Origin of the sequence: Rhizobium sp. LjRoot98 (genome assembly GCF_964252935.1) — a bacterium.
Taxonomy (GTDB): domain Bacteria; phylum Pseudomonadota; class Alphaproteobacteria; order Rhizobiales; family Rhizobiaceae; genus Pararhizobium.
Window position 1 is genome coordinate 1 of record NZ_CAXUPW020000018.1, and the last position, 26,505, is coordinate 26,505.

28 protein-coding genes are annotated in these 26,505 nt (G+C 57.6%); 4 read left to right on the forward strand and 24 right to left on the reverse strand.

Going from position 1 to position 26,505, the window contains the following annotated elements:
- From ACSQ3J_RS28920 to ACSQ3J_RS28985, 14 genes are all read right to left on the reverse strand, one after another.
- Positions 1–729: ATPase, T2SS/T4P/T4SS family (locus ACSQ3J_RS28920; protein WP_436040846.1), on the reverse strand; the 729-nt coding region annotated here is incomplete at its 3' end.
- The gene (gene virB10, locus ACSQ3J_RS28925; protein ID WP_436040847.1) at positions 726–2,150 is read right to left on the reverse strand and encodes a type IV secretion system protein VirB10; all 1,425 of its coding nucleotides are present in this window, start codon (positions 2,148–2,150) and stop codon (positions 726–728) included. The genes virB10 and ACSQ3J_RS28920, both read right to left, overlap by 4 nt.
- Positions 2,147–2,929, reverse strand: a complete 783-nt coding sequence (locus ACSQ3J_RS28930) for a TrbG/VirB9 family P-type conjugative transfer protein (protein WP_436040848.1) — start codon at positions 2,927–2,929, stop codon at positions 2,147–2,149. Before ACSQ3J_RS28930 ends, virB10 begins: the two co-directional genes overlap by 4 nt.
- On the reverse strand, positions 2,929–3,663 hold the full coding sequence (locus ACSQ3J_RS28935) for a virB8 family protein (protein WP_436040849.1): 735 nt from the start codon (positions 3,661–3,663) through the stop codon (positions 2,929–2,931). Before ACSQ3J_RS28935 ends, ACSQ3J_RS28930 begins: the two co-directional genes overlap by 1 nt.
- 173 nt (positions 3,664–3,836) lie before the next feature.
- Positions 3,837–4,208, reverse strand: a complete 372-nt coding sequence (locus ACSQ3J_RS28940; protein ID WP_436040850.1) for a hypothetical protein — start codon at positions 4,206–4,208, stop codon at positions 3,837–3,839.
- A 14-nt stretch (positions 4,209–4,222) separates the two neighbouring features.
- Positions 4,223–4,501 carry a hypothetical protein gene (locus ACSQ3J_RS28945; protein WP_436040851.1) on the reverse strand — a complete coding sequence of 93 codons (279 nt, stop codon included), beginning with the start codon at positions 4,499–4,501 and terminating at the stop codon, positions 4,223–4,225.
- Positions 4,502–4,512: 11 nt separating this feature from the next.
- On the reverse strand, positions 4,513–5,532 hold the full coding sequence (locus ACSQ3J_RS28950) for a type IV secretion system protein (protein ID WP_436040852.1): 1,020 nt from the start codon (positions 5,530–5,532) through the stop codon (positions 4,513–4,515).
- A gap of 4 nt (positions 5,533–5,536) precedes the next feature.
- Positions 5,537–5,710 carry a hypothetical protein gene (locus ACSQ3J_RS28955; protein WP_436040853.1) on the reverse strand — a complete coding sequence of 58 codons (174 nt, stop codon included), beginning with the start codon at positions 5,708–5,710 and terminating at the stop codon, positions 5,537–5,539.
- 6 nt (positions 5,711–5,716) lie between these two features.
- A complete protein-coding gene (locus ACSQ3J_RS28960) occupies positions 5,717–6,433 on the reverse strand; it encodes a type IV secretion system protein (protein ID WP_436040854.1) in 717 nt (238 codons plus the stop codon).
- A gap of 11 nt (positions 6,434–6,444) precedes the next feature.
- A complete protein-coding gene (locus ACSQ3J_RS28965) occupies positions 6,445–7,611 on the reverse strand; it encodes a transglycosylase SLT domain-containing protein (protein ID WP_436040855.1) in 1,167 nt (388 codons plus the stop codon).
- Positions 7,604–10,015: a VirB4 family type IV secretion/conjugal transfer ATPase gene (locus tag ACSQ3J_RS28970; RefSeq protein WP_436040856.1), complete on the reverse strand. Its 2,412-nt coding sequence runs from the start codon at positions 10,013–10,015 to the stop codon at positions 7,604–7,606. Before ACSQ3J_RS28970 ends, ACSQ3J_RS28965 begins: the two co-directional genes overlap by 8 nt.
- Positions 10,012–10,302, reverse strand: a complete 291-nt coding sequence (locus ACSQ3J_RS28975; protein ID WP_436040857.1) for a type IV secretion system protein VirB3 — start codon at positions 10,300–10,302, stop codon at positions 10,012–10,014. Before ACSQ3J_RS28975 ends, ACSQ3J_RS28970 begins: the two co-directional genes overlap by 4 nt.
- 1 nt (position 10,303) lies before the next feature.
- The gene (locus ACSQ3J_RS28980; RefSeq protein WP_436040858.1) at positions 10,304–10,627 is read right to left on the reverse strand and encodes a TrbC/VirB2 family protein; all 324 of its coding nucleotides are present in this window, start codon (positions 10,625–10,627) and stop codon (positions 10,304–10,306) included.
- Positions 10,628–10,674: 47 nt separating this feature from the next.
- Positions 10,675–11,232 carry a lytic transglycosylase domain-containing protein gene (locus ACSQ3J_RS28985; protein ID WP_060504445.1) on the reverse strand — a complete coding sequence of 186 codons (558 nt, stop codon included), beginning with the start codon at positions 11,230–11,232 and terminating at the stop codon, positions 10,675–10,677.
- An 87-nt stretch (positions 11,233–11,319) separates the two neighbouring features.
- Here ACSQ3J_RS28985 and ACSQ3J_RS28990 point away from each other — a divergent pair, with 87 nt between their 5' ends.
- Together ACSQ3J_RS28990 and ACSQ3J_RS28995 are read left to right on the forward strand one after the other, a co-directional pair.
- On the forward strand, positions 11,320–11,937 hold the full coding sequence (locus ACSQ3J_RS28990) for a hypothetical protein (RefSeq protein WP_436040859.1): 618 nt from the start codon (positions 11,320–11,322) through the stop codon (positions 11,935–11,937).
- Positions 11,927–12,436: a thermonuclease family protein gene (locus ACSQ3J_RS28995; RefSeq protein ID WP_436040860.1), complete on the forward strand. Its 510-nt coding sequence runs from the start codon at positions 11,927–11,929 to the stop codon at positions 12,434–12,436. Before ACSQ3J_RS28990 ends, ACSQ3J_RS28995 begins: the two co-directional genes overlap by 11 nt.
- Here the strand turns inward: ACSQ3J_RS28995 and ACSQ3J_RS29000 are convergent, their stop codons facing one another.
- From ACSQ3J_RS29000 to ACSQ3J_RS29035, 8 genes are all read right to left on the reverse strand, one after another.
- Positions 12,437–12,643 carry a hypothetical protein gene (locus tag ACSQ3J_RS29000; protein ID WP_060504448.1) on the reverse strand — a complete coding sequence of 69 codons (207 nt, stop codon included), beginning with the start codon at positions 12,641–12,643 and terminating at the stop codon, positions 12,437–12,439.
- Positions 12,644–13,249: 606 nt separating this feature from the next.
- A complete protein-coding gene (locus tag ACSQ3J_RS29005) occupies positions 13,250–13,981 on the reverse strand; it encodes a helix-turn-helix transcriptional regulator (protein ID WP_436040861.1) in 732 nt (243 codons plus the stop codon).
- A gap of 85 nt (positions 13,982–14,066) precedes the next feature.
- Positions 14,067–14,729, reverse strand: a complete 663-nt coding sequence (locus ACSQ3J_RS29010; RefSeq protein ID WP_436040862.1) for an acyl-homoserine-lactone synthase — start codon at positions 14,727–14,729, stop codon at positions 14,067–14,069.
- 276 nt (positions 14,730–15,005) lie between these two features.
- Positions 15,006–16,241 carry a CapA family protein gene (locus ACSQ3J_RS29015; protein WP_436040863.1) on the reverse strand — a complete coding sequence of 412 codons (1,236 nt, stop codon included), beginning with the start codon at positions 16,239–16,241 and terminating at the stop codon, positions 15,006–15,008.
- Positions 16,242–16,310: 69 nt separating this feature from the next.
- Positions 16,311–17,990: a dipeptide ABC transporter ATP-binding protein gene (locus tag ACSQ3J_RS29020; protein WP_436040864.1), complete on the reverse strand. Its 1,680-nt coding sequence runs from the start codon at positions 17,988–17,990 to the stop codon at positions 16,311–16,313.
- Positions 17,977–18,816 carry an ABC transporter permease gene (locus ACSQ3J_RS29025; protein WP_436040885.1) on the reverse strand — a complete coding sequence of 280 codons (840 nt, stop codon included), beginning with the start codon at positions 18,814–18,816 and terminating at the stop codon, positions 17,977–17,979. Before ACSQ3J_RS29025 ends, ACSQ3J_RS29020 begins: the two co-directional genes overlap by 14 nt.
- A gap of 56 nt (positions 18,817–18,872) precedes the next feature.
- Positions 18,873–19,844, reverse strand: a complete 972-nt coding sequence (locus ACSQ3J_RS29030) for an ABC transporter permease (RefSeq protein ID WP_060504607.1) — start codon at positions 19,842–19,844, stop codon at positions 18,873–18,875.
- Positions 19,845–19,854: 10 nt separating this feature from the next.
- Positions 19,855–21,447: an ABC transporter substrate-binding protein gene (locus ACSQ3J_RS29035; protein ID WP_436040865.1), complete on the reverse strand. Its 1,593-nt coding sequence runs from the start codon at positions 21,445–21,447 to the stop codon at positions 19,855–19,857.
- A gap of 319 nt (positions 21,448–21,766) precedes the next feature.
- Here ACSQ3J_RS29035 and ACSQ3J_RS29040 point away from each other — a divergent pair, with 319 nt between their 5' ends.
- Positions 21,767–21,997: a helix-turn-helix domain-containing protein gene (locus ACSQ3J_RS29040; RefSeq protein WP_436040866.1), complete on the forward strand. Its 231-nt coding sequence runs from the start codon at positions 21,767–21,769 to the stop codon at positions 21,995–21,997.
- Between the two features lie 162 nt (positions 21,998–22,159).
- Here the strand turns inward: ACSQ3J_RS29040 and ACSQ3J_RS29045 are convergent, their stop codons facing one another.
- Positions 22,160–23,398, reverse strand: coding sequence for a hypothetical protein (locus ACSQ3J_RS29045; protein WP_436040867.1), 1,239 nt, complete (start codon positions 23,396–23,398; stop codon positions 22,160–22,162).
- Positions 23,399–23,579: 181 nt separating this feature from the next.
- Complete coding sequence (locus ACSQ3J_RS29050) at positions 23,580–24,650, reverse strand: class I SAM-dependent methyltransferase (RefSeq protein ID WP_436040868.1); 1,071 nt, start codon at positions 24,648–24,650, stop codon at positions 23,580–23,582.
- Positions 24,651–25,096: 446 nt separating this feature from the next.
- Here ACSQ3J_RS29050 and ACSQ3J_RS29055 point away from each other — a divergent pair, with 446 nt between their 5' ends.
- Positions 25,097–26,287 (forward strand): MFS transporter, encoded by a 1,191-nt coding sequence (locus ACSQ3J_RS29055; protein ID WP_436040869.1) that lies wholly within the window; start codon positions 25,097–25,099, stop codon positions 26,285–26,287.
- Positions 26,288–26,505 lie beyond the last annotated feature (218 nt).

Sequence of the window (26,505 nt, forward strand, 5' to 3'; positions counted from 1 at the left end):
GAGCATCAACCGATCTGGACGCATCCTTAGCGAGGCTTCGAGAAGTTGCTGCTGCGTGACCTTGGCGCGGCCCTGGTCGCCTTTGGAGGCGAGTAGGGCAACGGTGTTCGGCGCGTTCGGTTTGAGTTCGCGCGTGTCCTCGATCGTGACAATGCGTTCTTCTTCCGGGATCTCCTTCAAGAGTGCATTGAGAAACGTGGTCTTGCCGGTGGACGTGCCGCCGGACACGACGATTGAGATCCGCAAGCGTACGGCGGTCCGGAGGAATTCCATGGCATCGACATCGCCTTGCATCATAGCGGCAAGCTCTTCTTCGGCGGCGGAGAGCGAGAGCTGGCGCCCGACGCGCGTATCCTCGAAAGCGCCGCGCTGCTGGTAAACGTCGAGGCCGATGTCATGAATGACCTGCTTGCGGATGGAGATGGCGCCGCCCTCTGGTGCAGCTGGTGGCAGCACGCATTGGAATCGCTCCCCCGATGGCAGCGATGCGGACAGGATCGGGTGCTCGTCATTGACGACCTGGTTGGTGGACCCGGCGACGCGCTCGCTCAACGTCCGAATCCAATCGGCCGTGAACTGCCCATCTTCGACCCGCTCCATGCTGCTCACCCCAAGGCGCTCGATGAACAGCTCTCCGGGGCGATTGACCGAGATTTCGGAGACGCGGTCATCCGAGAGAAAGGGCTTTAGCCGTTCAAGGGTTTTTTCGAGAAACGGGAACGCGCTCATTTGTAGACCGGTGCGATCGGATAATAAGGCGTGGGGTCGACATCCCGGCGGATCTGCCCACCGCGCTTCAGGCGCATCATCTCCTGGCGGACGGGATCAGCATAAAAATCGGAAAAGTCGAGGTCACGCCTGAGATAGACGATCACCGGCTCACCCTGAGCAACGTAGATCGTCGGCGGGATTTTCGAACTCTCCTTGAACGCTTCGTTAGCGATCTCCTGCAGCATGGATGAGGATTTCTCGGCGGCAATGGCGCGCGCCTCCGCGGCTGTTTGGCTGGGTTCGGTGGTGATCGTGGTGACGGCTCCGGTAACCGGATCGACGGTGGAGATGGAGCGCGCACTGTTGGTCGGAGCCTGGCCGAGGGCGGACACGTATTCCGCAGCACCACCGATCACCGAGAGCATGATCGCAGAACCAAACCGCTCCCAGAAATGCGTGTCGATGTCGCCGGTCAGGCCCGCGCGACCAAGCCGGTCGGCGCCGGGCGAGGCGATCTCGACCGACAGACCGTCGGAGCGGATCACCCGCGACCAGACGACGAAGATCCGCTTTTGGCCGCGTGCCAGCCCGGACTTGTATTCCCCGATCAGGCGAGAGCCTTTTGGGATGAGGATGCGTCCACCATCGAGCGAGCGGACGTCCTCGCGCACAACAGCGCGTACCATGCCGGGAAGATCGGTATTGATCGCCGTCTCCAGAAAACCGCGGATCATCGTCCCTTGAGCAACCAGTGCGTCGGTGCGGTCAAAGCGGGTCGCCTTGACGATGCCGGCCGTCTGCTTCTCCGATTGAGCCAAGAACGCCTTGTTTGCGTCGGTCTCGGCCCCTGGCACGCTCACGAGCTGGCCATCGTCAGCGATTGCGACCGACTGGTCGCTCGCAGGCAAACTCTCACTGTTTGACCCGTCGACAATGATTTGCTCGGAGCGCAGCCGCTCCCACCGGGCCTTTTCCTCGTCCTCGAGCCGCTTGGCTTCCAATTGCGCCAACCGCTCGTCTTCTTCCGCGCGCCGGCGTGCCTCTTCCATCCGGCGCCGCTCTTCCTCAGCAAGGCGGCGGGCTTCCTCGATCTGTCGCAGTTTTTCCAAGTCTTCACCTTGGTTGACCGTGACATCAACTGTCGCAGCATCAACCGGCTTTTTCACCTCGACCATAGGGATGTGCACGAGGTTGGGATCGGCTGCCTGTTCGACCGGCTCCTCCGGGAAATTACGAATGCTGGTATTCGATGTTTCGAAGGTTTCGGTTGCGCCCTCGTTGAGGCCGGGGTTCTGAGGACCTGTCGGCCAGTTGACGTAGGCGAGCACGCCCGCACCGGCGACGAGGAGGAGCGGAAGCGCCAGCTTTCCGAGACGGCCGTTGCGGGTGCTGGCGACACTGCTCTGACCATCGAGGTGGTCGAAATCGATCCTGCTCATCGCTGGCTGCCTTCCATGGTGTCAAGGTTCTTCGGACCATAGGCATCCTCGACGAGATCGAAGGACCGGCGGTTGGCCTGCCGGTTATACAGGCACAGCCATTTGTCGCCGGCGCGCAGCGTGAATTGGGCGGAGATCTTGTCGACCACGACGTATTTGCCCTGGGTGCGCAGGTTGACGAGCGACTCCTGGCGCTTGTCTTCGACGACGAAGATCGCCGGGATTTCATCCGGAAACTCGAGGTACATGTGGGTGCCGTCGTCGAAGGCGACGCGCGGCTTCAGGCTGGTGTCGCCCCGGAAGACATAGTCGTAGTTGAGCCGGCTCGGATCGAGGCCTTTCAGCAATGGATCCTTGGCACTATCCTGGGCAGCCGCCAGAAGGCGGGCGTTCACGTCTTCGTCGGGATATTTGAAGCGCACCTGGAACGCAGCTCTGAGATCGGCGGCGGCCGAGCCTTTCAAAAGAAGAGCATAGACCCGCTGGTTGGTGACGATGTTGACGTTGGTCTCGGCGTTTTCGCGCAGCGGTTTGACAAAGAGGATGCTTGACCCCTTCTTCGGCACGATCGACCAACTCGCCGTGTCGCCAGCCGAGATTGTCTCGATCACCTCGGAGCTCCCAAGCTGGATCATCGTCGACACGCCAAGCCCGGCGGGAACGGTGACAACGGCATTGTTGTTGAACGTGATGTAGCGGATGCGAGGATCGGCGGCCGCCAAGGGTTTTGCCGTGATCAGCAGCGACAGGGCGGCGAAAAACAAACGGGTTGTCTGCATCAGCGTGTCGCCTTATCGGCCGGCACGACTTCTGGCAAAGACTCCTGGTCGCGCCGATACTCGACGACCTGGAAACCAAGCGGGTTGTCGAAGCGATATTCGTTCTTCAGTGGCGCGGTCGTGTAGCGGAAGCGGACAACAGAGACCCAGTGCTCGCGCCGCAATGTGTTGTCGCGGCTGGTTTCCGTGGAAAAGCGCACTGTCGCCGTCGACGCATTGAGAAATGATACAGACTTGATCGTCACGGCGATGCGCGTGTCTCGGCCGAGCACCTTATCCCTCGACTTCGGGTTCGATGGCTCAAATTCGTGGCGCAGATCAACCGAGGCCTGTGCCGTCGAATAAAGCTGGGCAAGGTCGTAATTATCCTTCAGTCCTCGCGGATCATAGGTTTCGCGGGCTCTAATGTAGCGGACGATGTTGGCGGTCTTGATCGCATCGTTTTCCGAAAGCTTGCTCTCATCCAGCGAGCGTGCGACTTCGACGAAGCCGGTCGTCTTGTCAGCTACCACTACAACGGCCTCGAATTGCTTTAATGGAACGAGGAGATTGAGGGCTGACAGGCTGAGCAGCGTCGAAACGCTCGCGATCGTAGCGACCGTCCATGCGATTTTCCGCGATCGGCGTTCTTTGCGATAGAGTTCGGCCTCCCACGACGCACCCGCTTTCCAATATGCGCTCAGGTCAATGGGAAGGGTGGTGGTCTGTTGTTCAGGCGCTTCTGCATTGGCCATATCTGCTTCCAATCCGCGCGTTCACGGCGCGATAAAATATATTTAATTATGCGGGCATGGAGAGCCATGGGCCGATCTCCCCGCGTCGCTATGGTCGTGATCGTTCGGCTAGCAAATCAACGGTGAGAGCTCAAAAGCTGCCGCTGTCACGCGGGATTGCAAAAAGTTGAGCCTCAGTTGCACCACCGCATGAGTGTTCTCTCAAGCGCGGAATTGGAGAAATAGAAACTCTTGTCGTTTTCCACCTCGATCTCGACCGTATCGCGATCGCCATCAGCTTTGTCTGCCCCAGCCTCAATCCAGAGGACGTCGAGGACATAGGAGGCACCGTCCTGTTTGACGGATCTCACGGTTCCGGTGGTTTTGTTGGCGGCGATACCCTTATCCTCGATGTAAATGAATGCGGCCGCTGCTGCATCGCAGCCGCTGTCGGCTGGGGCATAAGCGCCAGTCATTATCGGAACGATCGAGCTTCTCGACTGGGCCATCGCTATGGCGGGAAACAGCATTGCAAACACTATGAGTGCTGCGGGAGTTTTGTTCATCAAGGTCTCCCAGTTTATAGGCCCAACATGCCGGTTATGCTGTGAAGGTAGCTGGTGGCAGAGCCGTACAGAGCTATGCAATATTCTCCGAACGGCTTGATGAGAACGACGGCGACGATGAAAAGCAGAAAACCGAGGTTGCCGCCTTTCTTCGACTCGGATCTGGCCCGTTCAGCCAATTCCTCGTTGACGCGCTCCTGTTCCTGGAGAGCCGCGGTATAGCGGCGATTGTCACCCCAATGTTGCACAATACGTTTCCTTCCATGCAAACTATATTTAACGATCACGCTCATTCTAGGCCAGCTTAAAGTTGAGCGTTCTTTTCTGTTTCTCGTTGAATGGCGCGGGCGCGGGCTGCTTGAACGTCGGCGGAGCTCCGCCGCCCCCCTAAACCGGTCCGCAGAATCCGCGCTCGCCCGGTGACCTGAAAGCTGGCACGACGCCACGATTCCTTCCCGCCCTGAAATGGAACGTCCCCTTGACCGAACGCCATGCCTCCGACGATGGCGCTGGAAAACGACGGGATAAATCTGAACACCACGATGCCGAGGAGGCAGACAATCACGAATGGCGCCACATATGACAGCTTGCTTTCCGTCGCGGTGTTATTGGCCGTGTTAATGGCGAGCTCTATAAGTTGGTAGAGGAACGCCAGAAACGACATCATCAGCGTCTGCGTCACCATCAGGTTGACCATGAGCAGCAGCCAGCCGTCGGTAAACCGGAAGGTCCAGCGATAGAGCGCCAAAATGATGAATACAGGCGCCAGCGCCAACGTGATGAACAGCATTAGCTTGGCCGCTAGGATCGCGGCGGCGGCTACCGCGATGAAAATCATTGCGACGACAAAGACCACGGCGCCAATCAGAGCGCCAACATATTCGAAGGTACCGGTCGCCACTTGCTCATAGACTTTGCCCGCCGTTTCAAACACCGCATCGAGGATTTTGACGACGCCGGTCGTATCGTCGGTTCCCCCGTCGAGGATCCCGCCTGAACCTGCAATCGACTCGATGATCGTGTCGGAAATGAGGTTCGGCACTGCTTGCACAAGCTGGTAGAGCGTGGCGGAAAAGGCGTCCCAGTTGGTCGCCATGTAATAGATGAAGAAGGCGCGCCCCAGCCGCCACGCGGCCTCCGGCACGGAAAATCCGTCCCGTCCGGCAAGAATCATGTAGCCCCACCAGATGACATAGAGTGTCAGCATCGACCCGAACAGGACGGTGACTTGAAGGGCCAAGCCTTCATAGGCGTTCGAGATAAAGGTCTCGCCGATATTGTCGAGCTTCTGGAAGATGTCCGAAATGATCGTGGTCGCCGCCATCTCGTTATTCCTTCAGGACGGACGTAAACACGTCATTGACCGGAAGGGCAGGGCCACACAAGTCCTCGGCCGGCCCATATCCGGAGATCGGCGGGCAGGGGGCGTTCTTCTCACCCTTTGTCTGGCAGCCGGCAACAAAGACCAGCCCTACCAGCATTGTCATCACGAGCAATCGCATGCGGTCTCACTTGAACGGGTTGATGTCTTTATATCGCAGCATCTTGGCGGTCTCGGATTGTTGCGTCAGTCGCATCTGCATCTCGGTATTGAGAGCGGAGACCGCGCCGTTCGAAACGCCGATCATCTCGTTGATGGTGCGCGCCGTCTCCAGCTGCATGCGGGTATTGGCATCGACCGAGCCCTTCACGTCTTCGGCCGAGCCGATCTGGCCAGTCGCCGACTGAAGCGACTGTTCCCTCTTGGAGATCCCTTGCGTCGCCTGCTGCGTCAGTGCCGAGAGCAGCGTGACTGTATTGACGGCGCCGGAGAAGGCACTGTTCATCGCGCCCGCATCTTCGCCGTCAACGATAGCCTTCACCTGTTTGACGAGCTGAAGGCCGTTGATCAACGTCGCCGCGATATTCTGGGAGTTGGCGTCGAGGCCGCCAAAGGACAGCGTTCCACCGTTCATGATGGATGAGAAAGATGGTGCTGCGGAAACTGACATATTTCCGCTTAAGCCGGTCGAGGAAATACCCATGGACCCGTCGCGACTTCCGGAGAGGGCACCAAGGATCGACTTGGTCTTTTCCAGGATGTCGGTATTTGTGTTCATGATTTTGCCAGTGTTTTCGGCATTCTTTCTGGCGATCGTCAGGTTGGCGTTGTCGATGACCGGAACGTCGGCAAACGCCGGCGTTGAAACGGCAAGTACAGCAGCGATAGCAAGTCTCGTTCTCATGATGAAACCTCTTAATCGGCCGCCTCTGCGGCAGTTTGGATGGACAGAAGATTGTCGGCGATCGCGCCGTCGGAATTGCCCGACGACGACCGCACCGACGTTTCCGCCTGCGCTTCCGCGATAACAGCGCAACGTGGCCAGTCGGCGCGCGGCACCATCATTTGCTCGAGAATGACGGGATCACAGCTATAGGGATTGACGGTGGGATCGGACTTCATGGCCTTAGCTGTCTCGGAGGTCTTTGACAGCTTCAGCTGCAGGCGCGCCTGCAATAGGTCGTTGAACAAGTTACGGGCAGTCATCAGGTTGTTGAGGAGCTCAGCATTGACGGCGCGCGCCTGCGTGTTGTCATCCCAGGCGTCCTGGTAGATTTCCGAGGCGCCAACCGATGACGACAGGGCTTCAATCCGTCGCCCGGCTTCCTGCACCCGGGCAGAGCTTCTATCGACACCGGAAACGGCTCTGTCGTTGGCGGCAACGGCTGCACCATTGGCGTTGCGCGACGCCTCAGATCCGTAATCGACAGTGGATTTGAAGGACGGCGACGAGATCTCCTCGATATTGGAGCCGCCAACGTAGGCGTTGAACCATCCATGGTTCCGGCCGACCTTGCCGGCCCAGTTCTTCTGTTCTGCCGCAGTCGAGCCATTGTACCAGGAGGCAAGGCAGGTATAGTCTGTCGTCCCGCACTTGTTGACGCCGAGACCCAGATATTTGACGCCGCCCTCGATATTTTCCTCGTTGATATCGCGATCGAGACCCATGCCCTTGCCGGTCCGCTTGGTCAACTGCATAACGCCCTTGACGCCGGTGGGTGAGCCCGAGCAGGTCGAAATCCCGGACTCCGCGTGCGCGACCGACAGCGCCAGGCCGACGGAAACATTGTATTTGTCGGCATAGTGCTTGATAAGCTCGACATTGCTGGTGTCTTCGCTCACTGCCTGCGCCGGCGATCGATACAAACGCCGGTTCTCTTCCTTCTGCGAGATATTGCAGTTGGTGACGGTCTGCTCCTCGAGCTGGTCGTCCTGCGTGTCATTATCGGTAGCCGAATGACCTTCTTCCTCGAAACGCTTGTCTCTCGCATCGTTATCAAGCACGGGCACATCCGCCCAGACAGAGGGTGATGGCGCAAGGGCAAGTCCTGCAGAGAGCAAAAGGATAACTGCTCTATGCATCGCTTGCGTCCGGTATCGTCCAACCGCAAAAATGCGGAAGCCAGGCGGCCGGCTCCTCGCCATACGTCTCTCGCAAACTCTCGCACTCGCGAACCGTTTCCGGACGCCCGGACAGCACCTTCACCAGGTCGGGCATGGCGGAGAGGTCGAGGCGGGCGATGATCGAGTCCTGCGCATGCTTGACCAGGAAGGTACGGCTTGCCTTATCTGCCTGCTTGATGAACCGAAACTCCTTCTCCGACAGTCCGAAGGCTGTGCGGTAACTCTCCTCATCGGCCGATGCGTTCGGGAAGAAGATGTTGGTCATCGTCTGCTCGATAATGGTGTTGCGCAGCTCAGAACGCACCACGTCGGACGCAGACTGGGTGCCGAAGCCGACAATGCCATTCATTTTTCGAATGGATTTTAGCCAGTCCTTGATGAAACCGGAAAACACTTCGTCGTCGAGCAGGCGCCAACCTTCGTCAAGAAAGATCATCGACGGCCGGCCATCGAGGATTTCCTGATTACGGTGAAACATATAAAGGAGGGCGGCCGATCGCGTGCGCTTGTCGGAGAGGATTTCTGTCATGTCGAAGCCGATCACCGAGCCTGAGAAATCGAGCTTGTCCTCGGCATTGTTGAACAGCCAGCCCTTGTCGCCGGTCGTCCATTCCTTCAACCGGTCCGCTAGATCGCCGATACCGGATCGCATTCGGCCCCTCAGCGCCTCCGCCAGCATATCAAGCCGACGCTGTGGCCGATCGAAGTCGGTATAGATGCTGTCGACAGCGGCGGAGATCACCGCCATCTCCTCAGCGTGCAGAATCCGGTCCGCCGGCGTGACCAGATAGGAAATCAGCGTCTTGCCGAAACTGCGATTGGCCGGTGTATCGTCGAGTTGCAGGGGCGCAAATCCGGTCGGCTCGCCTGGGGACAGCCGCTCGTAGCGTCCGCCCATGGCTCGCACGAAAATCTCAGCCCCACGGTCCTTGTCGATGAAGACGCAGCGCGGCCGCGGCTCGACGCGCATCCCTTGCGCAAGCAGGAAGGACAGCGCCACCGTCTTGCCGGAACCGGTTGGGCCGATGACGGTAAAGTTGCCGACGTCATCCTCATGAAAATTGAAGAAATAGGCTGTCTGGCTGGTCGTCTCCAGAAGCGAGACGGGTTTGCCCCAATGGACCTTATGGATCTGGCCCGACGGGAAATTGTGCGCAGAGAACAGACCCGCGAAATTGACGGACGAGATCAACCCTTGTCGCGCAACATAGGCAAAGTTTGCCGGCAATTGTGCCCACCAGGATGCCTCCTGATTAAGATCTTCGCGTACTGCGACAACGCCCATGCGGGCGAGCTCGGCGGTGACGTCGGCAACCGCGCGGTTAAGGCCAGCAGGCTCGCGGGCCAGCACCGCCACGGTCATATGGTGTTTGCCAAAGACGACTTCGCCGGAGGCAAGACGATCGCGGGCGGTCTCGACATCGTCCTCGACGGCCGTGCCGCCGTCGTCGGAATTGGAAATCTGCCGGCTGATCGTCGCGATCGCTTCGGTAACGGACGTGCGGTCTTCCGGGGCGAAGGAATGGGTGACGATGAACTCGTAGGGGAGACGGAGCAGACCGTCGAGTTGGCCCGGCGTCGTCATCGGCGGGTATTCCTTGATCGACACCATAGCGGCGACTTTGGAGGTGGCGCCGTCGTTTGACCAGATCTCCATTGCTTTGCGGCCAAAGAGGATGCGACCGGTCCCCAGATAGTCGGCAAGCGACATGCGGGGCAGGGGCATCAACCGCTCGTCGCCAGCGGCAAGAATCTTTGCGAAAAACTCCGCTGGCTCCGAAAAGATGCCACTCTCGCGCGTTACACAAGATAGCAGCTCCGGCCGATAGCTGCGGAAGTCGCCGACGATCCCCGAAACCATATCTTTCAGATCGCGCAGCGCTTCGCCTTTGGCCTCAACCTCATTGTCCGCCATGCGAAACACGTCGAACATGCGATCGACTTTGCCGGCACGGCCTGTCATGGGCCGTCGAATAACGGTCAGGTAAAGCTCGTTCACGAACATCGTCCGATGCTTCAGCCCATCCATGTAGCGGGCGTTCAGCTCATCGGCGAAGGGATTGTCAAATTCCCCGTCGATTTCAGGTACGATCTGGCGACGGATGATTGTCGCATAGAGCGCAAAGCGCGACGACCCGAGCGACCGGACCGTCATATTGCGGTTGGCAAGACGCGCGTTGATCTCCGCCTGGTCCATCGTCTGGTACGGAAGCCCGGAAAGCTTGATGACCTGCAGGAGCATACCGGTCTTGGTGACGATGGTCTCTTCATCGACATGACGCAGATAGGGAACATGGGTGCCGATGCCAATTTCGCGTGCGCGTTCGCGTCCGAAGTTTAAATCGTGATTGACGACGTTCACGGGCTATAGCTCCCCGCTCTCCAGAACCTCCTGTTGCGGATCGCCCTGCGCATCGACAAGAACACCTGGACCACGCGGACGATGTGGACGTCGCGTTGGCAAAGGTAGAGCCCGATAAAATGAGTGGGTAGGACGATGAGCGGCGCCAGGAAGCTCGACGTGGCTATGAAAAGGACGACCCCGAACAGTCCGTTGACGACGAAGACGATGATGTCGACGCCAAAATACATTGGCGGCCGGGTCAACGGCAGGATCAGCGGTTCAACGTCGGGAGCGTCCTCGCGCATGTTAAATGCCCGCCGACGACTTCATGGCATCGACGAGCTGGGCCGCGCCGAAGATGATTGCAATGCCGATGACGATGGAAATTGCCCCCTGCCACGCCATGCGGCCGGTCAGAAACAGAAAGCCCAGGAAGCACACGGCGATGATTGCCAAAGATCGCGCGACATTGCCTTGAAGCACGCCGACGAACCATTCGAGGATCCCTTCGACGGGACCGGCCGACTGCGCATAGGCAAAGCTGGGCGCGAGTGCCATCCCGGTTGTCAGAAGGGCAAGACCCACTGCCACCTTGAGACGGAAACGTGATGTGGCCGAAAGAATGGTCATGCGGAAGTCCTCTGTAAGTTGAAGGGAAAGTTTGGAAATCGGTCGATCTATTCGCCGTTCCAGACGTGTTCTTCTCGCCAGGGAGAGGGCGCCAGTGCCATCGTCCGTTTCTGAGCAGGGTGGTCGCCGGTGCGTCTTTCCCGAGCAGCCAACGCCTTGGCATTCAGCGTCCAGCGGTTCATCACCTTGACGACGTATTGGGCAGTTTCGTGGAACTCGGGAATGCCGCCCTTTTGGTAGACGCGCTCCGGACCGGCATTGTATGCCGCCAGCATCAACAGCGGATCATCAAACTCGCCATAGAGTTTCTTCAGGTAGCGGACGCCGGCGCGAATGTTTGCCTCTGGGTCGCAGCGGTCAAAAACGCCGTAGTCAGCGGCCGTGTCCGGCATCAGCTGCATGATCCCGACTGCGCCGGCGTTGGAGACCTGATGCTTTCCGCCAGCGCTCTCGACGTCAACCACAGCGAGTGCAAGCGCCGGATCCAACTGCTCTTCCGTCGCGATTGCTTTGACCATTGCGAGCGTACTAGCCGTTTCGATAGGGTCGCAGGCGTTGGCGGCATACGACGCTGAAAAGAGGAAGAGTAGCGCGGTCGTTTTCATGGGAAAGTTCCGGTTGCTGCGTCGTAGAATAAAATATAATTAATTCTAAAGGGATCCATGTGTCAATTCCAAATCGGAGAAATCTCAATGTGTGGACAACTTAAGGTCTTTGGCCTGGTAATCTCGCTGATGCTGCCCAGCGTGGCTTTCCCACGCGAAATGGGTGAACACCCGTATGCGGAGCCGGGGCCATCTTATCTTCGCAAGTTCGCCGAGGATGGCGAAAAGATCTTCGTCCTTGAGCGATTTGATGCCCGCGGAAGCCTGGTTGACCGCTCCATAGACCGGGTCAGCGGCGAGATCATCATTAACGGGGCAGTCGAGCGAAGAATTGCCGGGTACGACATTCAGCTACGAGGCCTGAACGGCTGCCCAGCGCTGACGGTGACCTACAACCGGGTGCAGACATGGACGTGTATAGACGCCGTTCGTGACTACGCCGGGGTGATCTATAACAAACGGGCGCACGTCATCCTCTGCAAGACCCTGATGCTCTCGACCGCGCAAGGCCAGGCTATACCAGCGTCCTGCTTTGCCCTCGTTGGTGGCGATGGCGAGCCCTACCGCACCGTCAATGACGATGAAAACATGGTGTTTCTCGGTCTCGCGGAGATCGGAAAGACGCCGGACGGTCGATCACGGCGTCCCGACCTCGAACAGGCACAATCGCTTTCTAAAACGATGGGGTTTCAAAATGCGGATTAAGGTAGGCTTGCTCTTTTCCCTCATGCTTGGGTCACAGGCTTTCGGGCAGGCGGAGACGATCCTGTTTCCCTTCGATGTCACCTTCGAAACTGGGGATGCCTGGAGCCACGAAGGCCGAAAATACAGGCTGTTCGGGGTTCAATCCTGCATCAGAGGTACTAATTTCCGTGCGCCGGAGGGGCCGGACGCAGATTGCGGGCTGCGCTCGCTCGCGTCTCTTGCGGCTCTGTTTACAACTGGCACAGTCGGATGCCAGCCGGTTGGAACCGCAAAGGATGCGGCGACTTTTGTTGTGTGCGCTGCCAACATCGATGATGCGACGGTCGATGTCGGAACGGCGCTTATATCCTCTGGTGCCGCTTTTGCCGCAACCCTATCTTCAGGCGCGCCGGTATCGGCCGCTTACGCGGTGGCAGAGCTGGCTGCAAAGGACAGCCGGAGAGGGCTTTGGGAAGGGTCCTTCGAGCACCCGGCCGATGTACTTTCAGGTGGGCAATAATCAGAGTTTCGTGAGGTCGATATCAAGGTTTTCCGAAATTGAGACAATCTCCCTAAGCGTCAGGTCTTCCCACTCCCCGGTTTGAAGTAGCTCCAGCCGGTCCTCTCCTACGCCGGTGATCTCAGCAAATTTGTGAGGTTGGGTTCCGCAACGTTGAAATTCCCTCGCAAGGATTCTGACAAGCTGAGGGGCACTTTTTATGGCCATTTGCGATCATCCTTTCCTTGCAAGGTCATCGTATGTTCAGCGGCGACGGTACTGTTTGCTCTGTCCATAAGCGCGACACGATTGCGGGGGTATCTTTGAGGGTGAAGGACAAGAAGCGAGCGAACCCCGCCTTGCATACAATCGCACGGCCTCGATACGAGTTAAGACTCCAGTTCGCGTGAACCATTTGTGGGCGGTGGAAACTATAAAAAATCTCTGCTCCCCCTCTTATCTGCGACCCAGGCATGAAATACCCAAGCCCGTTTGACATTGAAGCCTTCGGGGGAAATAGCTTGGTAACATACAAGAAGAAGTGCTGACGTGTCCTTTGCCAATGATTTTTTCCCACATCAAAATTGTCGGCGCGACGAAGTTTGAACTACTTATGCGTGTTCACAGCTAGCGATCTGCCTCCGGGTTCTGACAGTTGAAATGGCCTTTGCGTCAGACTCAGCCCGATGCCAGAAGGAAGTGGATTTTTCCATCGTCCGTTCTTCAATAGGTTGTGTGCTGGGGATGTTTCGACCAGACCCCTAAGCTCCAGCGCTATCAGCGCCATCGCGGAAAAGAGCCGTCCAACGCGGCGCGTTGGTATGCGGGTTTCGATCAAACGTGAATGAGTTCACCGGCTACCGCTCTTCCGATTGCCTGGGATGTCGTTGACACCCCGAGCTTGCGTTTTGCGGTCCGTAGGTAGAGGCGAACCGCACTTTCGGAAAGTTGGAGTTCTGCGGCGATCTGTTTTGCCAGTCGACCATTCGCGATCATATTGATGCATTGGAGCTCGCGTCGCGACAATCTCTTAACCGCTCCATTATTGCGAAACCCCGAGGTCGTGAGCGCTTTGTCATGCAAGTGGTGCGACAGAATTTGAAAATCGACCATGCAATCCGCGCGCAGGTGACGCCATTCGCTTTCGCGCAGGTTGGACGTCGCTGAAAACAACGAGCGCTCCCCTTGCGGACCACGCACGGGAAACGTCAGGCCAAATCGACCCACTCCGAACGAATGGGCTTGTCGGAAAAAGCGGCTGGTCTCACGACTGGCGTGATCGAGAAGTGACCAGTCGACAGGCAAGAAACCAGTTCGGCTCAAATGCACAACGGGATCGAGATCGAAGAAGTTTTCGCTGGTATAGAAATCCACCCATTCCCGAGAGTAGGTCGACAGGATCATTGGGTGCTTGCCACTGCCGGCCCCCAAGCTGACAACGTGAAAGACAAGGTGCGACAAGCCATAGCAATCCCGGATATGCGAAACCGTACCCTGCAAATCGTCCTCGCTCGATGCGGCATTGAGAACGCTGAGAGCGTGTTCTAGTAAAGAGCGCTTGGCCATTCCACAATCTCCCCGTGCTACTCCAGGCTCCCAGAGCCCTACCATAAGTGGAGTGATGAAGGGTGCACAAAATTTCGTGATGACGTCATCCAACACGACTAATCCTCGGATTCTTCCGAACGGATTTGTCGTTTTGCAGAGAATACTGAAATGCGAGGGTTTCAAGGCCGCACGTCTTCACCCGATTGCATAAGTGATCGCGGATGGTTGGATTGACGTCCCACAGGCCACAGGAGATTTTTCCAAATCGCGGCCACGAAATGGAAATCAATCTGGGCGACCAGCCGAGCCGCTTGTACACAGCCTGCATCGGAAGCTCATAGACGCCAACGATGCCTTCAATGTTAAATGCGTGCGCTAAGTCACACAAACCACACAGAAGTTGGAGGGCGATGTTCCTTTGTTTCGGCATCGTGTCACCCGGGTCGGCATGAACGCAAAACCGCGTGCACTCCCACACTGTCGGGCTCTCAATGTCCACCGGTTCCCGAAACATCGACGCGAATTCGTTCTTGAGCATTGTCGGACCCGTGGTCGGCAACACCCTCAAAGACCCAACGACGTTTCCTGTGTCGTTGAGTGATATCAGATAGAGGGGATCCCCGCTTCGATCGTACAGATCGAATTCCTTGCCGTCGATGACGTCAACATCCCAGTTCATCCGGTCGCGGAAAACCCTCGCTCTCCCGCGCAGCATTTCGTTGTAGGATGGATCCTGTTGATCACGCTTAGTCAGTAATTTTAACATCTTGCCCTCACCGTCAGCGCAGAGCGGTGAGGGTGCCGATGTCTGTCACAATCGACAATCTAACAACTTTGATAGATTGACCGCACCAGCCTTCGTCATTCACGACACGCTAAAAGCGGCGGTCCTTTTCAAACCTAGCGTACAAAGGTGTTGTGGAACGCCGTCGAGAACTAGCGGCGATCCGTCGCGAAATGCCGGATCGCGGCAATGCTCTTCGAAACTCCAACAACCACAAAGGAATGCCCTGTAGTTCCAAGGTCCTTCACTTGGGCCTGCCTAAATTTTCCAAACGGCAGAGTTGCCGGATATCTCGATCTTAGTACCGACCTTCGCTGAATGCTCTTGAAAGCGCATCAATATTCTCTCAGCATCATCACCACGGGCAAGTTCCGGCGCGAGGCGTTGCTCCAAAGCGTCAGTCCGTGACTGTTCGGCGCCGCCGATAATGATCGGATGAAAGGACATTCCGACGAGCTTGCCATCGTCGCCGAACGAGCATAGCCCGATCACACTTTCCCAGACCTCTCGAGCCATCCAGGGCGATTTCTCGGATCTCACGTGGAAGATGAAATTGCCCAGGCTGTAGAAGATTGGCCGTTGACGGTATATTTCGACCGGTTGGAGAACGGGAGCACCGTGGCTGACGAACATGGCCGCGCCGGCATCGATGCATTTTTTCGCAAACGCGCCCACCCATTCGGGAACCTGATACCAGTCCGAGGCCCAATGGTGGTGATGCAGGTAGGCGATGACGAGGTTCCCTCCCTCCGCCGCAGACGAGATTGCGGCGAGGTGGCGCGCTGTGTCGATCTCATCGACCGTGATGTTTCGTCCGACCTTATCGGAGCGTCTGAAAATAGCGCGGGCGATACTGATTTCCGCTTCGGGATCAACGTGAGGCGTATCGTCGGGTTGGCTGTCGTTGCCGAGATCCATCCGCGTGTAACCGACCTTGTCACGGACCCTTCGCAATTGTTCGAAAGCGTTGTCATCCACGTCGACAACCTTGGTCACCCTCAGCCGGTTCACCCCCGGACGTTCGGGACGACCAGGAGCGGCATCTCCCGCATACATAAAATCCGGTCCCGGACCTCCATCCATGGCCACGAGCGCCACATTCCTGCCGCCAAACGACCCTTTGCCGGGGCGCCCCGCCGCTGTGTGATTGCGCCCGATACCAGCGTGAAGGAAGCCGCGCCTTTCGACCTCTTCCGAAGTTGAGAGAATCCCGGACGGACCGAGATCGAATGCATGATTGTTCGATAACGAAAGTGCCTGGAATCCGAGAGCCTGAAGGGTATCGAGAACAACCGGCTGGCTGCATCCGAAGAACGATCCTTTCATCGGCCATCCGCCATGGCTTCCAAGGATCGTGCTTTCGAAGTTGGTGAACGAGAGATCCGCTTGACCAAGGATCTCACGCGCCTTTCGAAATCCTGGCGTATCAACACCGCGAATGTCGTGTTTGATAAGAGATTGCCCGGTTACGGCGATATTGAATGTATTTGTCATGACAGACTTTCCTTCGCAGCGGGTAGCCGCCGCCAGAATGTGGATGGTGTTAGGTAAAACTGGCCGCCGTCAGTGCGTAAATCGCCTGGGGCGGGCATCGATCAGGCTTCGTGTGTACGGGTTCTTCGAATGTGTGAAGATGAACTCCGACGAGCCCACGTCTTCGACCCTGCCATCCTTGAAAATGTAGATCGAACTGCAGAGCTCCTGCACGAGGGCAAGATCGTGCGAGATGAAGAGCATTGAAATGCCCTGCTCCTTCACATTCTCCCTCAAAAGCTGGACGATCTCTGCCTGTACGGACACGTCAAGGGCTGAGGTCGGTTCGTCGGCAACGACGATGCTCGGGCCCGCGAGAAGCGCGCGGGCGATGCATATGCGCTGCTTCTGCCCGCCCGAGAGCTGATGGGGATACCGGGGGAGGAGGCTTCGCGCCAACCCGAGCCGATCCATCATTGTCCCCACCATCGACAGTTCATTCTTGGTGGTGGTTTCGCCGAAGCGGACACTTTCTCGCAGTGTCTCACTGATCAACATTCGCGGGTTCAACGACATCGCCGGGTCCTGGAAGATCATCTGCACCTTTCCAAGTAGGCCGCTGCGCGATCCAGACCGCGCGGGATCGAAACAGGTGTCATCGATCTCGATCTTTCCCTCGCCAGCGGTTTCCAGGCCGGCAATGATCCGTCCTATTGTGCTCTTGCCGCTGCCACTTTCGCCAACAATTCCGGTGATCATCCCACGTTCCAACTGAACGCAAACATCTTGCAATGCGGGTGTCTGGGACCCCTTGCGCAACAGCGCGAACCCGCGACTGGAAAAGTACTTCGTTATTCCCCGTGCCACGAGGATTGGGTCCCCGCCGGGTTGCGCAGAACTAACGTGCAAGGGCGGGTCGTTCAGATGCTCGGTGGGTTCCTCGCTCTCCCCGGCGCCGGACACCCGCAGTCTTGGGACCGCGGCCAGAAGGCTTCGGGTATATTTCCGTTGCGGTGCGTCGAGGATGGATGACGTGGACCCCTGCTCGACGATCTCCCCATTTCTCATCACGATCACACTGTCCGTAATTTCCGAGACGACGCCCATGTCGTGGGTTACCAGGATGATCGACACATTGGTTTCCTCCACAAGTTCGCGGAGGAGGTAGAGGATTTGCTTTTGAACGGTTGCGTCGAGCGCGGAGGTCGGCTCATCTGCAATGATAATATCGGGTCTGCCGGCAAGCGCGATGGCGATGACGGCACGCTGGCGCTGCCCCCCGGAAAACTGATGAGGGTAATGGTGATATCGTTGGTCAATGTCCGGAATGCCGACGCGGGTCAGCAATTGGATAGCCTGGTCGCGCGCTTGCCGACGTAAAATGGTGTCGTTGGTGGCCATGATGGTTTCCTCAAGTTGGGAACCGATGGCCATCAGCGGATCGAGCGATGCGGTATGATCCTGGAAGATAGCTGATATCCTGCGCCCTCGGATCGTGGCCCATTGGCGTTCGTTGTTACCGTCGAGCGGTTTGCCATCGAAGAGGATGGTACCGGTCGTCCGTTTGAAGTCGGGCGAGAGCAGGCCGAGGATGGCATTGCCAAGGGAGGACTTTCCCGCTCCGGATTCGCCAATGATCCCAAGGATTTCTCCGCGCTGAAGGCTGAGGCTGACGTCGCGTAGGATCGGGGTACTGCTCGTCGTTGCGCGATGCATCAAGGTGAGATTTCTCACCACCAGCAAGGGGGCGTGTGGGCTATCGTGCGTCATAGGATCGACTCCTTGGATCAAGGCTGCGCCGGACGTCCTCGCCGACGAAATTGATGCTTGCGATGAGGCCGAACAGGGCGAGGCCGGGGAACAGACTGATCCAGTATTGACCGGTCATCAGGTACTGGAAGCCGTTTGCAACGGTCGAGCCAAGCGAAGGCTTGTCGACTGGAACGCCCAGCCCGAGAAATGACAGGGTTGCCTCGAGTGCCACAGCGTGCCCCAATTCTATCGGGATCAAGGTAATGGCCGGCGCGATACTGTTGGGAAGCAGGTGGCGAAAGATGACCCTTCTCTTGGGGAGCCGCAGGAGGCGCGCTGCATCCAGATAGGGCTTGCCGGTTTCGCTCAACGCAACACCTCGAATGACCCTGGCGTAGGTTGCCCACTGCACGATGATGATCGCCAGTATGATCCGATCGATTCCCGGTCCGAGTGTAACAATGGCAATCAGGGCCACCAAGATGGTTGGAAGGCTGAGCTGGAGGTCGACGATCCGCATGATGACGACATCGACCCACCTGCCGAAATACGCAGCACTGACCCCCGCGGTGAGTCCGATTAGTGCAGCGATAACGGTGCTGGTAATGGAAACGACGAGGCTGATGCGCAGGCCGTAGAGGATGGTGCTGAGTATATCGCGCCCCAGACCGTCGGTCCCGAGCAGATAAAAGTACCCGGCACCTCCCATGGTCCCCGGAGGCGACGACGCTTCCCATCCATAGATCTGTAATGGATCGTACGGATTTTGTGGCGCGATGAGAGGCGCTGCCAACGCCAGCAGAACGTAGGCTGCGAGCAGGAGCCCGGGTAGGCTAATGCTCATTCCCCTGTGGCGTTTCCAAAGCGTACGGAGTGTATTGGCTTTCATGGAATTTCCTTTCATGTGGAAAGGCGCACGCGCGGATCGAGCATGGCGTAAATCAGGTCAACGAGCGCATTGAGCCCGACGAAGGCGAGGGAAACGAAGGTCAAGGTTGCCATCACGACTGGCCGGTCGAGCAGTTGGATGGAGTCGATCAACAGCTTGCCTATTCCCGGCCAGGCGAAGATGGTTTCCACCACGACAGCGAAGGCCAGCATTCCGCCGAATTGCATGCCGACGATCGTGACGATGGGAATACTGATATTCGGCAGTGTATGCCGAAACAGGATGCGCCTCGGTGAGAGGCCCTTTGCCCGGCAGAAGCGGACGAAATCCTGGCTTTCCACCTCGATCGTTCCCGCCCGTGCAAGCCGCGCGATAAGCGCAATGTTGGGAATGGCAAGCGCCAATGCGGGCAGTGTCAACCGCCGTACGCCCTCCAACGTCAGGAAACTCCATTCCTGGCCAACCAAGGAGACCGTTGGTCCGCGGCCCCCTGACGGAAACCAGCCCAAAGTGATCGCACCGACCAGGATGAGCACCATGCTCAGCCAGAATGACGGAATGCTGAGTGCAAAGACGCTCGCTTTGAGAATGGCGCGATCGATTGCGCCACCCTGTCTTCGGCCTGCCAGCAGCCCGAGCAAGACGCCGCACGGAGCTGCGATCAACATGGCCATCGAGGCCAGCTCAAGCGTCGCAGGCAGCTTGCTCATCACCAGATCAAAAGCAGGCAGGTGGTAGATGTACGACGTTCCGAAGTTTCCGGTGACGACATTGCCCATGAAGAGAAGATACTGTCGCCAGAGCGGTTGATCCAATCCCAGCGCGATCGTTGCGTTGCGAATATCCTCGAGGGTGGCTGTTTCGATATTGACGATGTTGTAAACGGGGTTGCCGACGCTGTGGATGCCGACAAACCCGATCACCGACATGGCGAGTAGAAGGAGGGCGGCTTGTGAAAGCCTTCCAACGATGGTGGTCATCATGGGCGTGCCCTCACTCTTCCGAGGGAACGGCCTGCATTGCCGTCGTCCATCCGCGCGGATGCACCGCGTAGGAACCCACTTTTTGCCCATGCCCTACGATCAGGTGGAAATGATAAAGAGGAAGCATCGGATAGTCGGCCATGGCCAGTTCCGTTGCGCTGGCGATTGCCGCGCTCCGATCCGGACCATCCTCCATGGACATGGCCTTCTCCAGCATCGTGTCAAAACTTGGGTTCTGGTATTTTCCATAGTTGAGTGATCCGGCCCCCGTTTTCGCATTCGGAGAGCCCAGAACGGCTCGGAGGCAGAAGGTTACTGCCTCGCCGGAGCAGCCGCCGTACCACACAGGGTAGGCGCCATCTGACCTTTGCGTGGCGAAGACCGAAAACGGCGCTACGACCGGTTGGGCGCTGACACCTATTCTCGCCCAGTTCTGCGCGATGGATTGCAAGGATTCGCTGTCGCCGGGATATCGGCCGGCAGGCCCAGCGAGCACGACCTTGAAGCCGTCTGGAAAACCTGCCTCTGCAAGCAGGGCTTTTGCACCCTCATAGTCCGGCGGTGCTACCGTGAGGTTGGCCGACGTTCCTGACAAGCCGGTCGGAAAGAGCTGCGCTGCGGGCGTTCCGTAGCCGAGGAGGATCTTCTCGGCGAGGAAGGCACGGTCTGTCGCCATCGTCAGGGCCTGGCGCACGCGCTTGTCCCGGAAGGGATTTTGAATTGCATTTCCCGATTTGTCGGTTATGCCCGGTGGCTTTTCCCGGGCGATATCAAACTGCAGGAAATTGGACCGGGCAGCGCTCGTGCTTTCGACCGCCAATCCGCGGTCCTCAAGCCCTTCGACGTCACGCGCCGGTACGTAATCGGCGAGATCGACATCCCCTGTCGTCAACGCGGCGACGCGCGCCGCGGGACTTTCGATGACTTGGAAAGCCACCTCTGACCAGGCAGGTGTGCTGCCCCAATAGGCCTCGTTGCGCGTCAGGCTGAGAATTTCACCGGATTGCCAGCTCTGGAATTTGTAGGGTCCGGTCCCAACGGACTGCTTTCCAGAGTTGACATCCTGAGTGGTCGCAAAGTCTCCCGACTTGTGACCCATGATGAAAATGGAAGTCATAGAAAGCGGGAGGGTCGGGACGTCGATGGCCGTCTCGATGACTACAGTCATTGGATCAGGCGCCGTGATGGATTTGATCGCCTGCGTATAGGTCTGGAACCCGCCGCTCGGCGGCTTCAGGAAGTCCTGGATGCGCTTGATCGAGTAAATGACGTCCTCGGCAGTGAAGGGCGAGCCGTCATGGAAGCGGACGCCGTCGCGCAGCTTGAATTCCCATTGCGTCGTTGACAGACGTCTCCAGGAAGTGGCAAGGCTTGGCTGAGGGTTCAGCTGCCGGTCCTGAACCACGAGGCGTTCGTAGATATGGGATAGCAGCGAGTTGTTCTCATTAAGATCGGCGTAGTGCGGATCGAGAGTCATCAGCTTGAGCTGTGTCCCGATGCGCAGATCCTCCGCCATGGCCGAGGTTGCGAGAAACCCCGCCGTCGCAGTGGTGGCAACAGCCGCGGCGAGCAGGGTTGAGCGGATGTGGTACAGTAGTGTCATTACGATGTTCCCTCCTGGATTTTTTTTTGGTGCCACGCCGCCGCGACTAGTTTTTCGCCGCGCAAGCGTCAGCCGGCGCGAAGCGATAGACTCGTCGTTTGAAAGGGTGGGTCTGCCGTACTCGCAAGTCGGGAGAAGTTTGTATGGATGATGCAGACAAAGTTCTGCTATTCTCAGAATCAGCCATGATCCGAGCTCCTGACAGCTTGATTGTGGTCAGGCTGGATAGCGTGCTCTAACACGCCATCCAGCCGATTGCAGAACATGACCTACAGGAAGTACCGATGCCGCGCAACAAAAATCACCATCCTGTGGTGATATGAAATCCATCCAGTGCAAGTTGGCCCGCACGGCATTGGGTTGGGGAGTCGTTGACCTTGCGAAGGCGGCTAAGGTTTCGACGCAAACTATTGTTCGCCTCGAGCGCGGAGAAGAATTGCGCGATACTACACTCACTCGGATACGAGAGGTGCTCGAGAACGCCGGGATAGAGTTCATTCCTGAGAATGGTGGCGGTGTCGGCGTTCGCTTCAGAGACCGAACCAAGTAACACCGCGAGTTTCGCTAATGAGCGTCCGTAAATGGTCGCAAACTTAACTTATGCGCTCCACCCGTCACGGAATTTCCCGACTTTTGTGGAGCGACTGCAATAAATGGATCGGCCGACAGCGCTAATAAAGTGATTGAAAGCGACTGGATTGCCCGTCACGCATCAAAGACCGGACCACCGCCACTCATCTGACGCGCGGGTGATCTCGCCTGCGGCGATGTGTCCGGACAACTTCGCCCAGATAGAGTCCGTCGTAAAGCTGGCAAGTTCGCCACTGGCATCTACCAACGGCATCTCCGCGTAAATTGCTAAAAGGGGCAAAACGCTATGGGCACGCTCGATTTCTTGAAACGGATAGCCGCCGGATGGTCTCAGGACGCGGTGACCCCATAATCCGGGTCGTTCGTCTTCCCTGAGTGCTTTCAGGAGATTGAGATCGCCTGATCGTTCAATACAGAGTGACGCCAGATACCGCATCAGCGGAAAATAGACCGTCTGGCGGCAACCCCCGAGCACTCTCACCCCCGGTAGGATTGAGGATACCAGAAACGCCGTGAACAAGCTGGGAAGGACCGCGCGTTGACGAAGAGCCGTCGCAAGGCTGCCCGGGTTGAACCCAACTTCGAAGCTATTTGAAGACCCATCAGTTCGCAGTATGCCCGCATGTAGGCGCAACGGGACAACTCTGTTTTTTTCCAGGCGCCAAAAGAAGTCTGTTGTTCGGCGAACCCAGCCTCCCCACGCGGAAGCGTTCAGGCGGTCGATTTCGCTCAATATAGATTCAGCGCCGTCGCCGTCGCCCATCAAATGCGCCGACATCCATGATCCCTCATCACTGAGATGGTCAGCAATTAGGTCAGCAATGTCGAAGTCATCGAGTTGAAGCAGCTTTACTGACGCGGGGAACTTGCGGCGCCAGAGAGTTTGATTGGCCGTCCTGATCGCTTCGGCTGCCGACGGAAATGCAGCGGACGGCAATTCTTCAAGGAGCCGAGCCGCAGAAGTATTCGGTGCGACTTCGCCTCTGGAGTTCGAAAGTGCGAAACGGTAGGTGCCGTTCGAGCAAGCAATGCTGCTGCCGTCCATTCGGCTTCGCGGAAGGCCGAAGAGGTTGAGCGCTTCACCCTCGAGATGGAGCCAGCCAGGGCCCTTCTTTGCTTTTTCCTTGAACGCCGATGTCGAGACAAAATAGGTGACATGCCATTGTCGGCCATGGGCCATCAGACCGAGCAGGCTGAACAGATGTGTGTAAAAGGCGTCGGGTTCGAGTATTAGCAGGCAATGCGGGCCGGTCTGCAATACAGGCGATGCGAGTAGCTCAAGACTGGCGCTTCGAGCTTCGTCATCACTAAAGCCGGACCTGCGCGCTGCCCTTTCGATGCAATTGCGAAAGAGATCCATTGCATGGTCCCGCGTATGGCTGCCGGGCCGATAATGCTTGACGTCGTAAAGGGTGGACGCATATGCGCGCAACGGACGCGCCCAGTAGGGGGCAAGGTGGGGCATCAGATAGGATAATGAACGTCGCACTTCGGCCGCGCTAGCGTGCTCGCCTGATTCAGCAGATGGGCCCGTGTTCATTTCATGACGCCGGAGGTCGTTTTGGAGCGAGCACCGTCATCGTCTTGGCCCTGCGCCACGAGAGAGCCGCGGCGAGTGGGTCCGACTCCGTATCGATAAGCACAGTTGGGAGTTTTTCGTAGCAATAGGCGGGAGGGATCGCCGGTTTCACCATCAACGATACGAACTCCAGGATCGACGCCCGGGAATTCGATGAGACGATCGTGTAGAAATTACCGCTGTTCCAGGTCAGTGCGCAGTAGCGGAAAAACAATCTGAGAGCGGACACTGTGGTTTTTAAATCGACTTGGCAATTCGCCATCGTACCGAGGATCTCAGCCTTCTTCTCGGATATCTGACTTAAAGTGAAGTACCGGCTCTTGAACAACTCATCCTTCTGGCGTTCGCGCTCGTCGTAGGCATCCTGGTCTTCATTCGCGAGTTTTTGGACCTGCACGAGGATGCCTCCGTGCCGAATGCGTGGCGCGATGAACGCCAGTTGCTGCGCTCGATCATCATCGTACATTTGAAACGTCGTGTCTTCGACCAGGACGTCGAATCCATCGCGAAATGGCAGAAGATCCGGATCGGTCGAGTAGCGGTTGCTGTCCAGATCAAAAAACGGCCCAAGAAAGAAATGCGCGTGTTCGCTTCCCCGTTTGGCGAAAAAAGCCTGCCGATTGGCGGGTGTCGGACTGCAGGCGAGAGTCTGAATCCGTCCGTCGCCAAGAGTCGCGATGGAGCGTGCGAGGCAGCCCGTTCCAGCGCCCAACGTATAAACCGTCGCCGGTAAGCCGGTCCGAGCCCAAGCTTGTAAGGAGAAGGTGAAAATGGCGGCGCCGAGACGGCACGTTTCTTCAAGCCTATAGGGAATGCTGGCGTGATAGTGGCTGTCGAAGTTGCCAAAGAGGCGTGTGTGCGTATCACCATAGGCAGCACAGTCGAGATCGAAATCAAGTAGACTAAGATCCGGTTCAGGTCGTCCAAGGTCCGGGGCCCCTCCCTGTCCGCTCGCAGTTCTTTCGAAAAAAGTGGAGAAAGTTGTTAGCCGCGGGGCGTTACGCCACCGTTCGATTATTTGCGGGTCAACCATAATAGCGTCCTCCAAAATCGGTGGGAGCGGTTCGTCCGACGATTCATCTGGATGCTTGTGTGTAAATTCCGCCGCACCCGCCAGTCGTAAGATGGGCGCTGCCGAGTGAGCCGACAATCTAGCGATTTTGGCAGCTTGATGCGCCCGTGGAACGGCGTACGAGATAGAGTTAAGCGTAGCTAGGGGTGCGACCGCCACTCCAGATATCGATCAAATCGGGGCGATTTGCCTCGGCAACTGCGATGATTGGTCGTGGCACCGAGCTCTTACGTTGCCAACCGAACGTAGGTGTTCTGTGTTCCGCAAGATCGACCACAACGTAAAATGAATACCTGGCCGACACTGTTCAGGTGCAAACCAAAAGGCATGTGAATCCTCTCAGTTCGCCACGCCCTAGCTGCTACGGGCAGTGTTCCTGAGACACTTCAAGCAAGGGGAGGGGCGAGATGGGCGAAGGACACACGAACCCGCATGCTGCCCTATTTCTCGTTATTGTGGCGGGCCTCGTCAGTATCGCCCGTGCGATGACCTTGTCCTTTCTCGCAATAAAACTCCAGCAGACCTTCGGCCTCGGTCCGGCCACGATCGGCTTTTTGTTGGGCCTCGGCCCTTTGATTGGAGCCGTGGCTGCGCCTTTCGCGGGATCGATTTCGGACAGAGTTGGACGCAGGTTTGTACTCACGCTAACCTTGATCTTGATGGCGTGCGCCATGATCGGCATGGGGCTGGCCGAAACGGTGTTTTCGTTTTGCCTCGCGCAAAGCGGGGCCTATGTCGCGATCTCGGTTTATGGATCAATTTCACGCGCGCTGATGAGCGACATATGCGCCGAACCCGATCGACTGAAATACTTCTCTTGGCGATACACGGCATCGAACATCGGATGGGCGGTTGGTCCGTTGATCGGTGTTTGGGCGGGCATCGCCTCGACCGGCCTCTTTATCGCCGCCGGTACGCTTTACGCGACGCTCGCAATCGGCTTGCAGCTTTTGAGGCTCCCAGGACGTGAACGCGCCGACTGTCAAGCATCGAAACAAGTATCTCTGATCAAAAGCGTTATCGCCGCGATGAGCGACAGACAATTGGCGTTCTTCATTAGTGGCAGCACGTTGCTGATTGCCGTTTATGGTCAATGGACCGCCACGCTGGCTCCATACGTCACGCAGAATGTAACGGGCGGGGTAGAAATTTTCGCCTATCTCGTGTCGATAAACGGTGTGGTTGTCCTGACTGGAAACCCGATCGCGCGGCGTCTCATCGGACGCGCTGGCCCATTGGGCGCGCTTTTGGGCGGCTGCGCGCTTCTTTGCTTCGGCCAGGTGGGTTTCCTGGCGTCCACGGGATTGACGGGGTTCGCGGTTTCGATGGTCATCTTCACGGCCGGCGAGATTCTCGTGGTTCCTTCAGAATACATAATGGTTGATCGGATTTCGTATGCGCAAAATCGGGGCAGCTATTTCGGGGCCCATTCGCTCTCGACTGTCGGCGGTTTCCTTGGGCCGGCCGTGGGCGGTGCCACACTCGGTGTTTTTGGTGGCCCTGCCATGTTCGTCATGTTTGCAGGGGCTGCAGCCTTCGGCGCGTTGTTCTTTATTTTGGGCACAAACATAAAACCGCAGCCTGGTGAAAGCCGCTAGCCGCCTCGCCAAGGGATTAAGGACCGCCGATCGTCCCGGCGGGGAGTGTGATACTCTAACTTTGCCAGAATGGGACATTCTAAGTTTGCTGTGAGTTCACGCTGAACCGCGACCTGTGGGTTTCGAGAGCTAACCGGCGCTTGTCCTCGAGCGGGACGTGCGCGACATCGCAAATCTTGACAGCTTGATAAGCTCCCGCGCTTAACACAGCTTCTTTC

Coding starts and splice junctions, on each gene's coding strand:
- virB10 (WP_436040847.1), bottom strand. CDS start 2,150: ATGAGCAGGATCGATTTCGACCACCTCGATGGTCAGAGCAGTGTCGCC.
- ACSQ3J_RS28990 (WP_436040859.1), top strand. CDS start 11,320: ATGTGTGGACAACTTAAGGTCTTTGGCCTGGTAATCTCGCTGATGCTG.
- ACSQ3J_RS29055 (WP_436040869.1), top strand. CDS start 25,097: ATGGGCGAAGGACACACGAACCCGCATGCTGCCCTATTTCTCGTTATT.
- ACSQ3J_RS28930 (WP_436040848.1), bottom strand. CDS start 2,929: ATGCAGACAACCCGTTTGTTTTTCGCCGCCCTGTCGCTGCTGATCACG.
- ACSQ3J_RS28950 (WP_436040852.1), bottom strand. CDS start 5,532: ATGGCGGCGACCACGATCATTTCGGACATCTTCCAGAAGCTCGACAAT.
- ACSQ3J_RS29030 (WP_060504607.1), bottom strand. CDS start 19,844: ATGATGACCACCATCGTTGGAAGGCTTTCACAAGCCGCCCTCCTTCTA.
- ACSQ3J_RS29050 (WP_436040868.1), bottom strand. CDS start 24,650: ATGGTTGACCCGCAAATAATCGAACGGTGGCGTAACGCCCCGCGGCTA.
- ACSQ3J_RS28955 (WP_436040853.1), bottom strand. CDS start 5,710: ATGCGATTGCTCGTGATGACAATGCTGGTAGGGCTGGTCTTTGTTGCC.
- ACSQ3J_RS29045 (WP_436040867.1), bottom strand. CDS start 23,398: ATGGATCTCTTTCGCAATTGCATCGAAAGGGCAGCGCGCAGGTCCGGC.
- ACSQ3J_RS29005 (WP_436040861.1), bottom strand. CDS start 13,981: ATGGCCAAGCGCTCTTTACTAGAACACGCTCTCAGCGTTCTCAATGCC.
- ACSQ3J_RS28960 (WP_436040854.1), bottom strand. CDS start 6,433: ATGAGAACGAGACTTGCTATCGCTGCTGTACTTGCCGTTTCAACGCCG.
- ACSQ3J_RS29035 (WP_436040865.1), bottom strand. CDS start 21,447: ATGACACTACTGTACCACATCCGCTCAACCCTGCTCGCCGCGGCTGTT.
- ACSQ3J_RS29040 (WP_436040866.1), top strand. CDS start 21,767: ATGAAATCCATCCAGTGCAAGTTGGCCCGCACGGCATTGGGTTGGGGA.
- ACSQ3J_RS28995 (WP_436040860.1), top strand. CDS start 11,927: ATGCGGATTAAGGTAGGCTTGCTCTTTTCCCTCATGCTTGGGTCACAG.
- ACSQ3J_RS29015 (WP_436040863.1), bottom strand. CDS start 16,241: ATGACAAATACATTCAATATCGCCGTAACCGGGCAATCTCTTATCAAA.
- ACSQ3J_RS29010 (WP_436040862.1), bottom strand. CDS start 14,729: ATGTTAAAATTACTGACTAAGCGTGATCAACAGGATCCATCCTACAAC.
- ACSQ3J_RS28965 (WP_436040855.1), bottom strand. CDS start 7,611: ATGCATAGAGCAGTTATCCTTTTGCTCTCTGCAGGACTTGCCCTTGCG.
- ACSQ3J_RS28985 (WP_060504445.1), bottom strand. CDS start 11,232: ATGAAAACGACCGCGCTACTCTTCCTCTTTTCAGCGTCGTATGCCGCC.
- ACSQ3J_RS28945 (WP_436040851.1), bottom strand. CDS start 4,501: ATGAGCGTGATCGTTAAATATAGTTTGCATGGAAGGAAACGTATTGTG.
- ACSQ3J_RS28980 (WP_436040858.1), bottom strand. CDS start 10,627: ATGACCATTCTTTCGGCCACATCACGTTTCCGTCTCAAGGTGGCAGTG.
- ACSQ3J_RS28975 (WP_436040857.1), bottom strand. CDS start 10,302: ATGCGCGAGGACGCTCCCGACGTTGAACCGCTGATCCTGCCGTTGACC.
- ACSQ3J_RS29000 (WP_060504448.1), bottom strand. CDS start 12,643: ATGGCCATAAAAAGTGCCCCTCAGCTTGTCAGAATCCTTGCGAGGGAA.
- ACSQ3J_RS29025 (WP_436040885.1), bottom strand. CDS start 18,816: ATGAGCATTAGCCTACCCGGGCTCCTGCTCGCAGCCTACGTTCTGCTG.
- ACSQ3J_RS29020 (WP_436040864.1), bottom strand. CDS start 17,990: ATGACGCACGATAGCCCACACGCCCCCTTGCTGGTGGTGAGAAATCTC.
- ACSQ3J_RS28935 (WP_436040849.1), bottom strand. CDS start 3,663: ATGGCCAATGCAGAAGCGCCTGAACAACAGACCACCACCCTTCCCATT.
- ACSQ3J_RS28940 (WP_436040850.1), bottom strand. CDS start 4,208: ATGAACAAAACTCCCGCAGCACTCATAGTGTTTGCAATGCTGTTTCCC.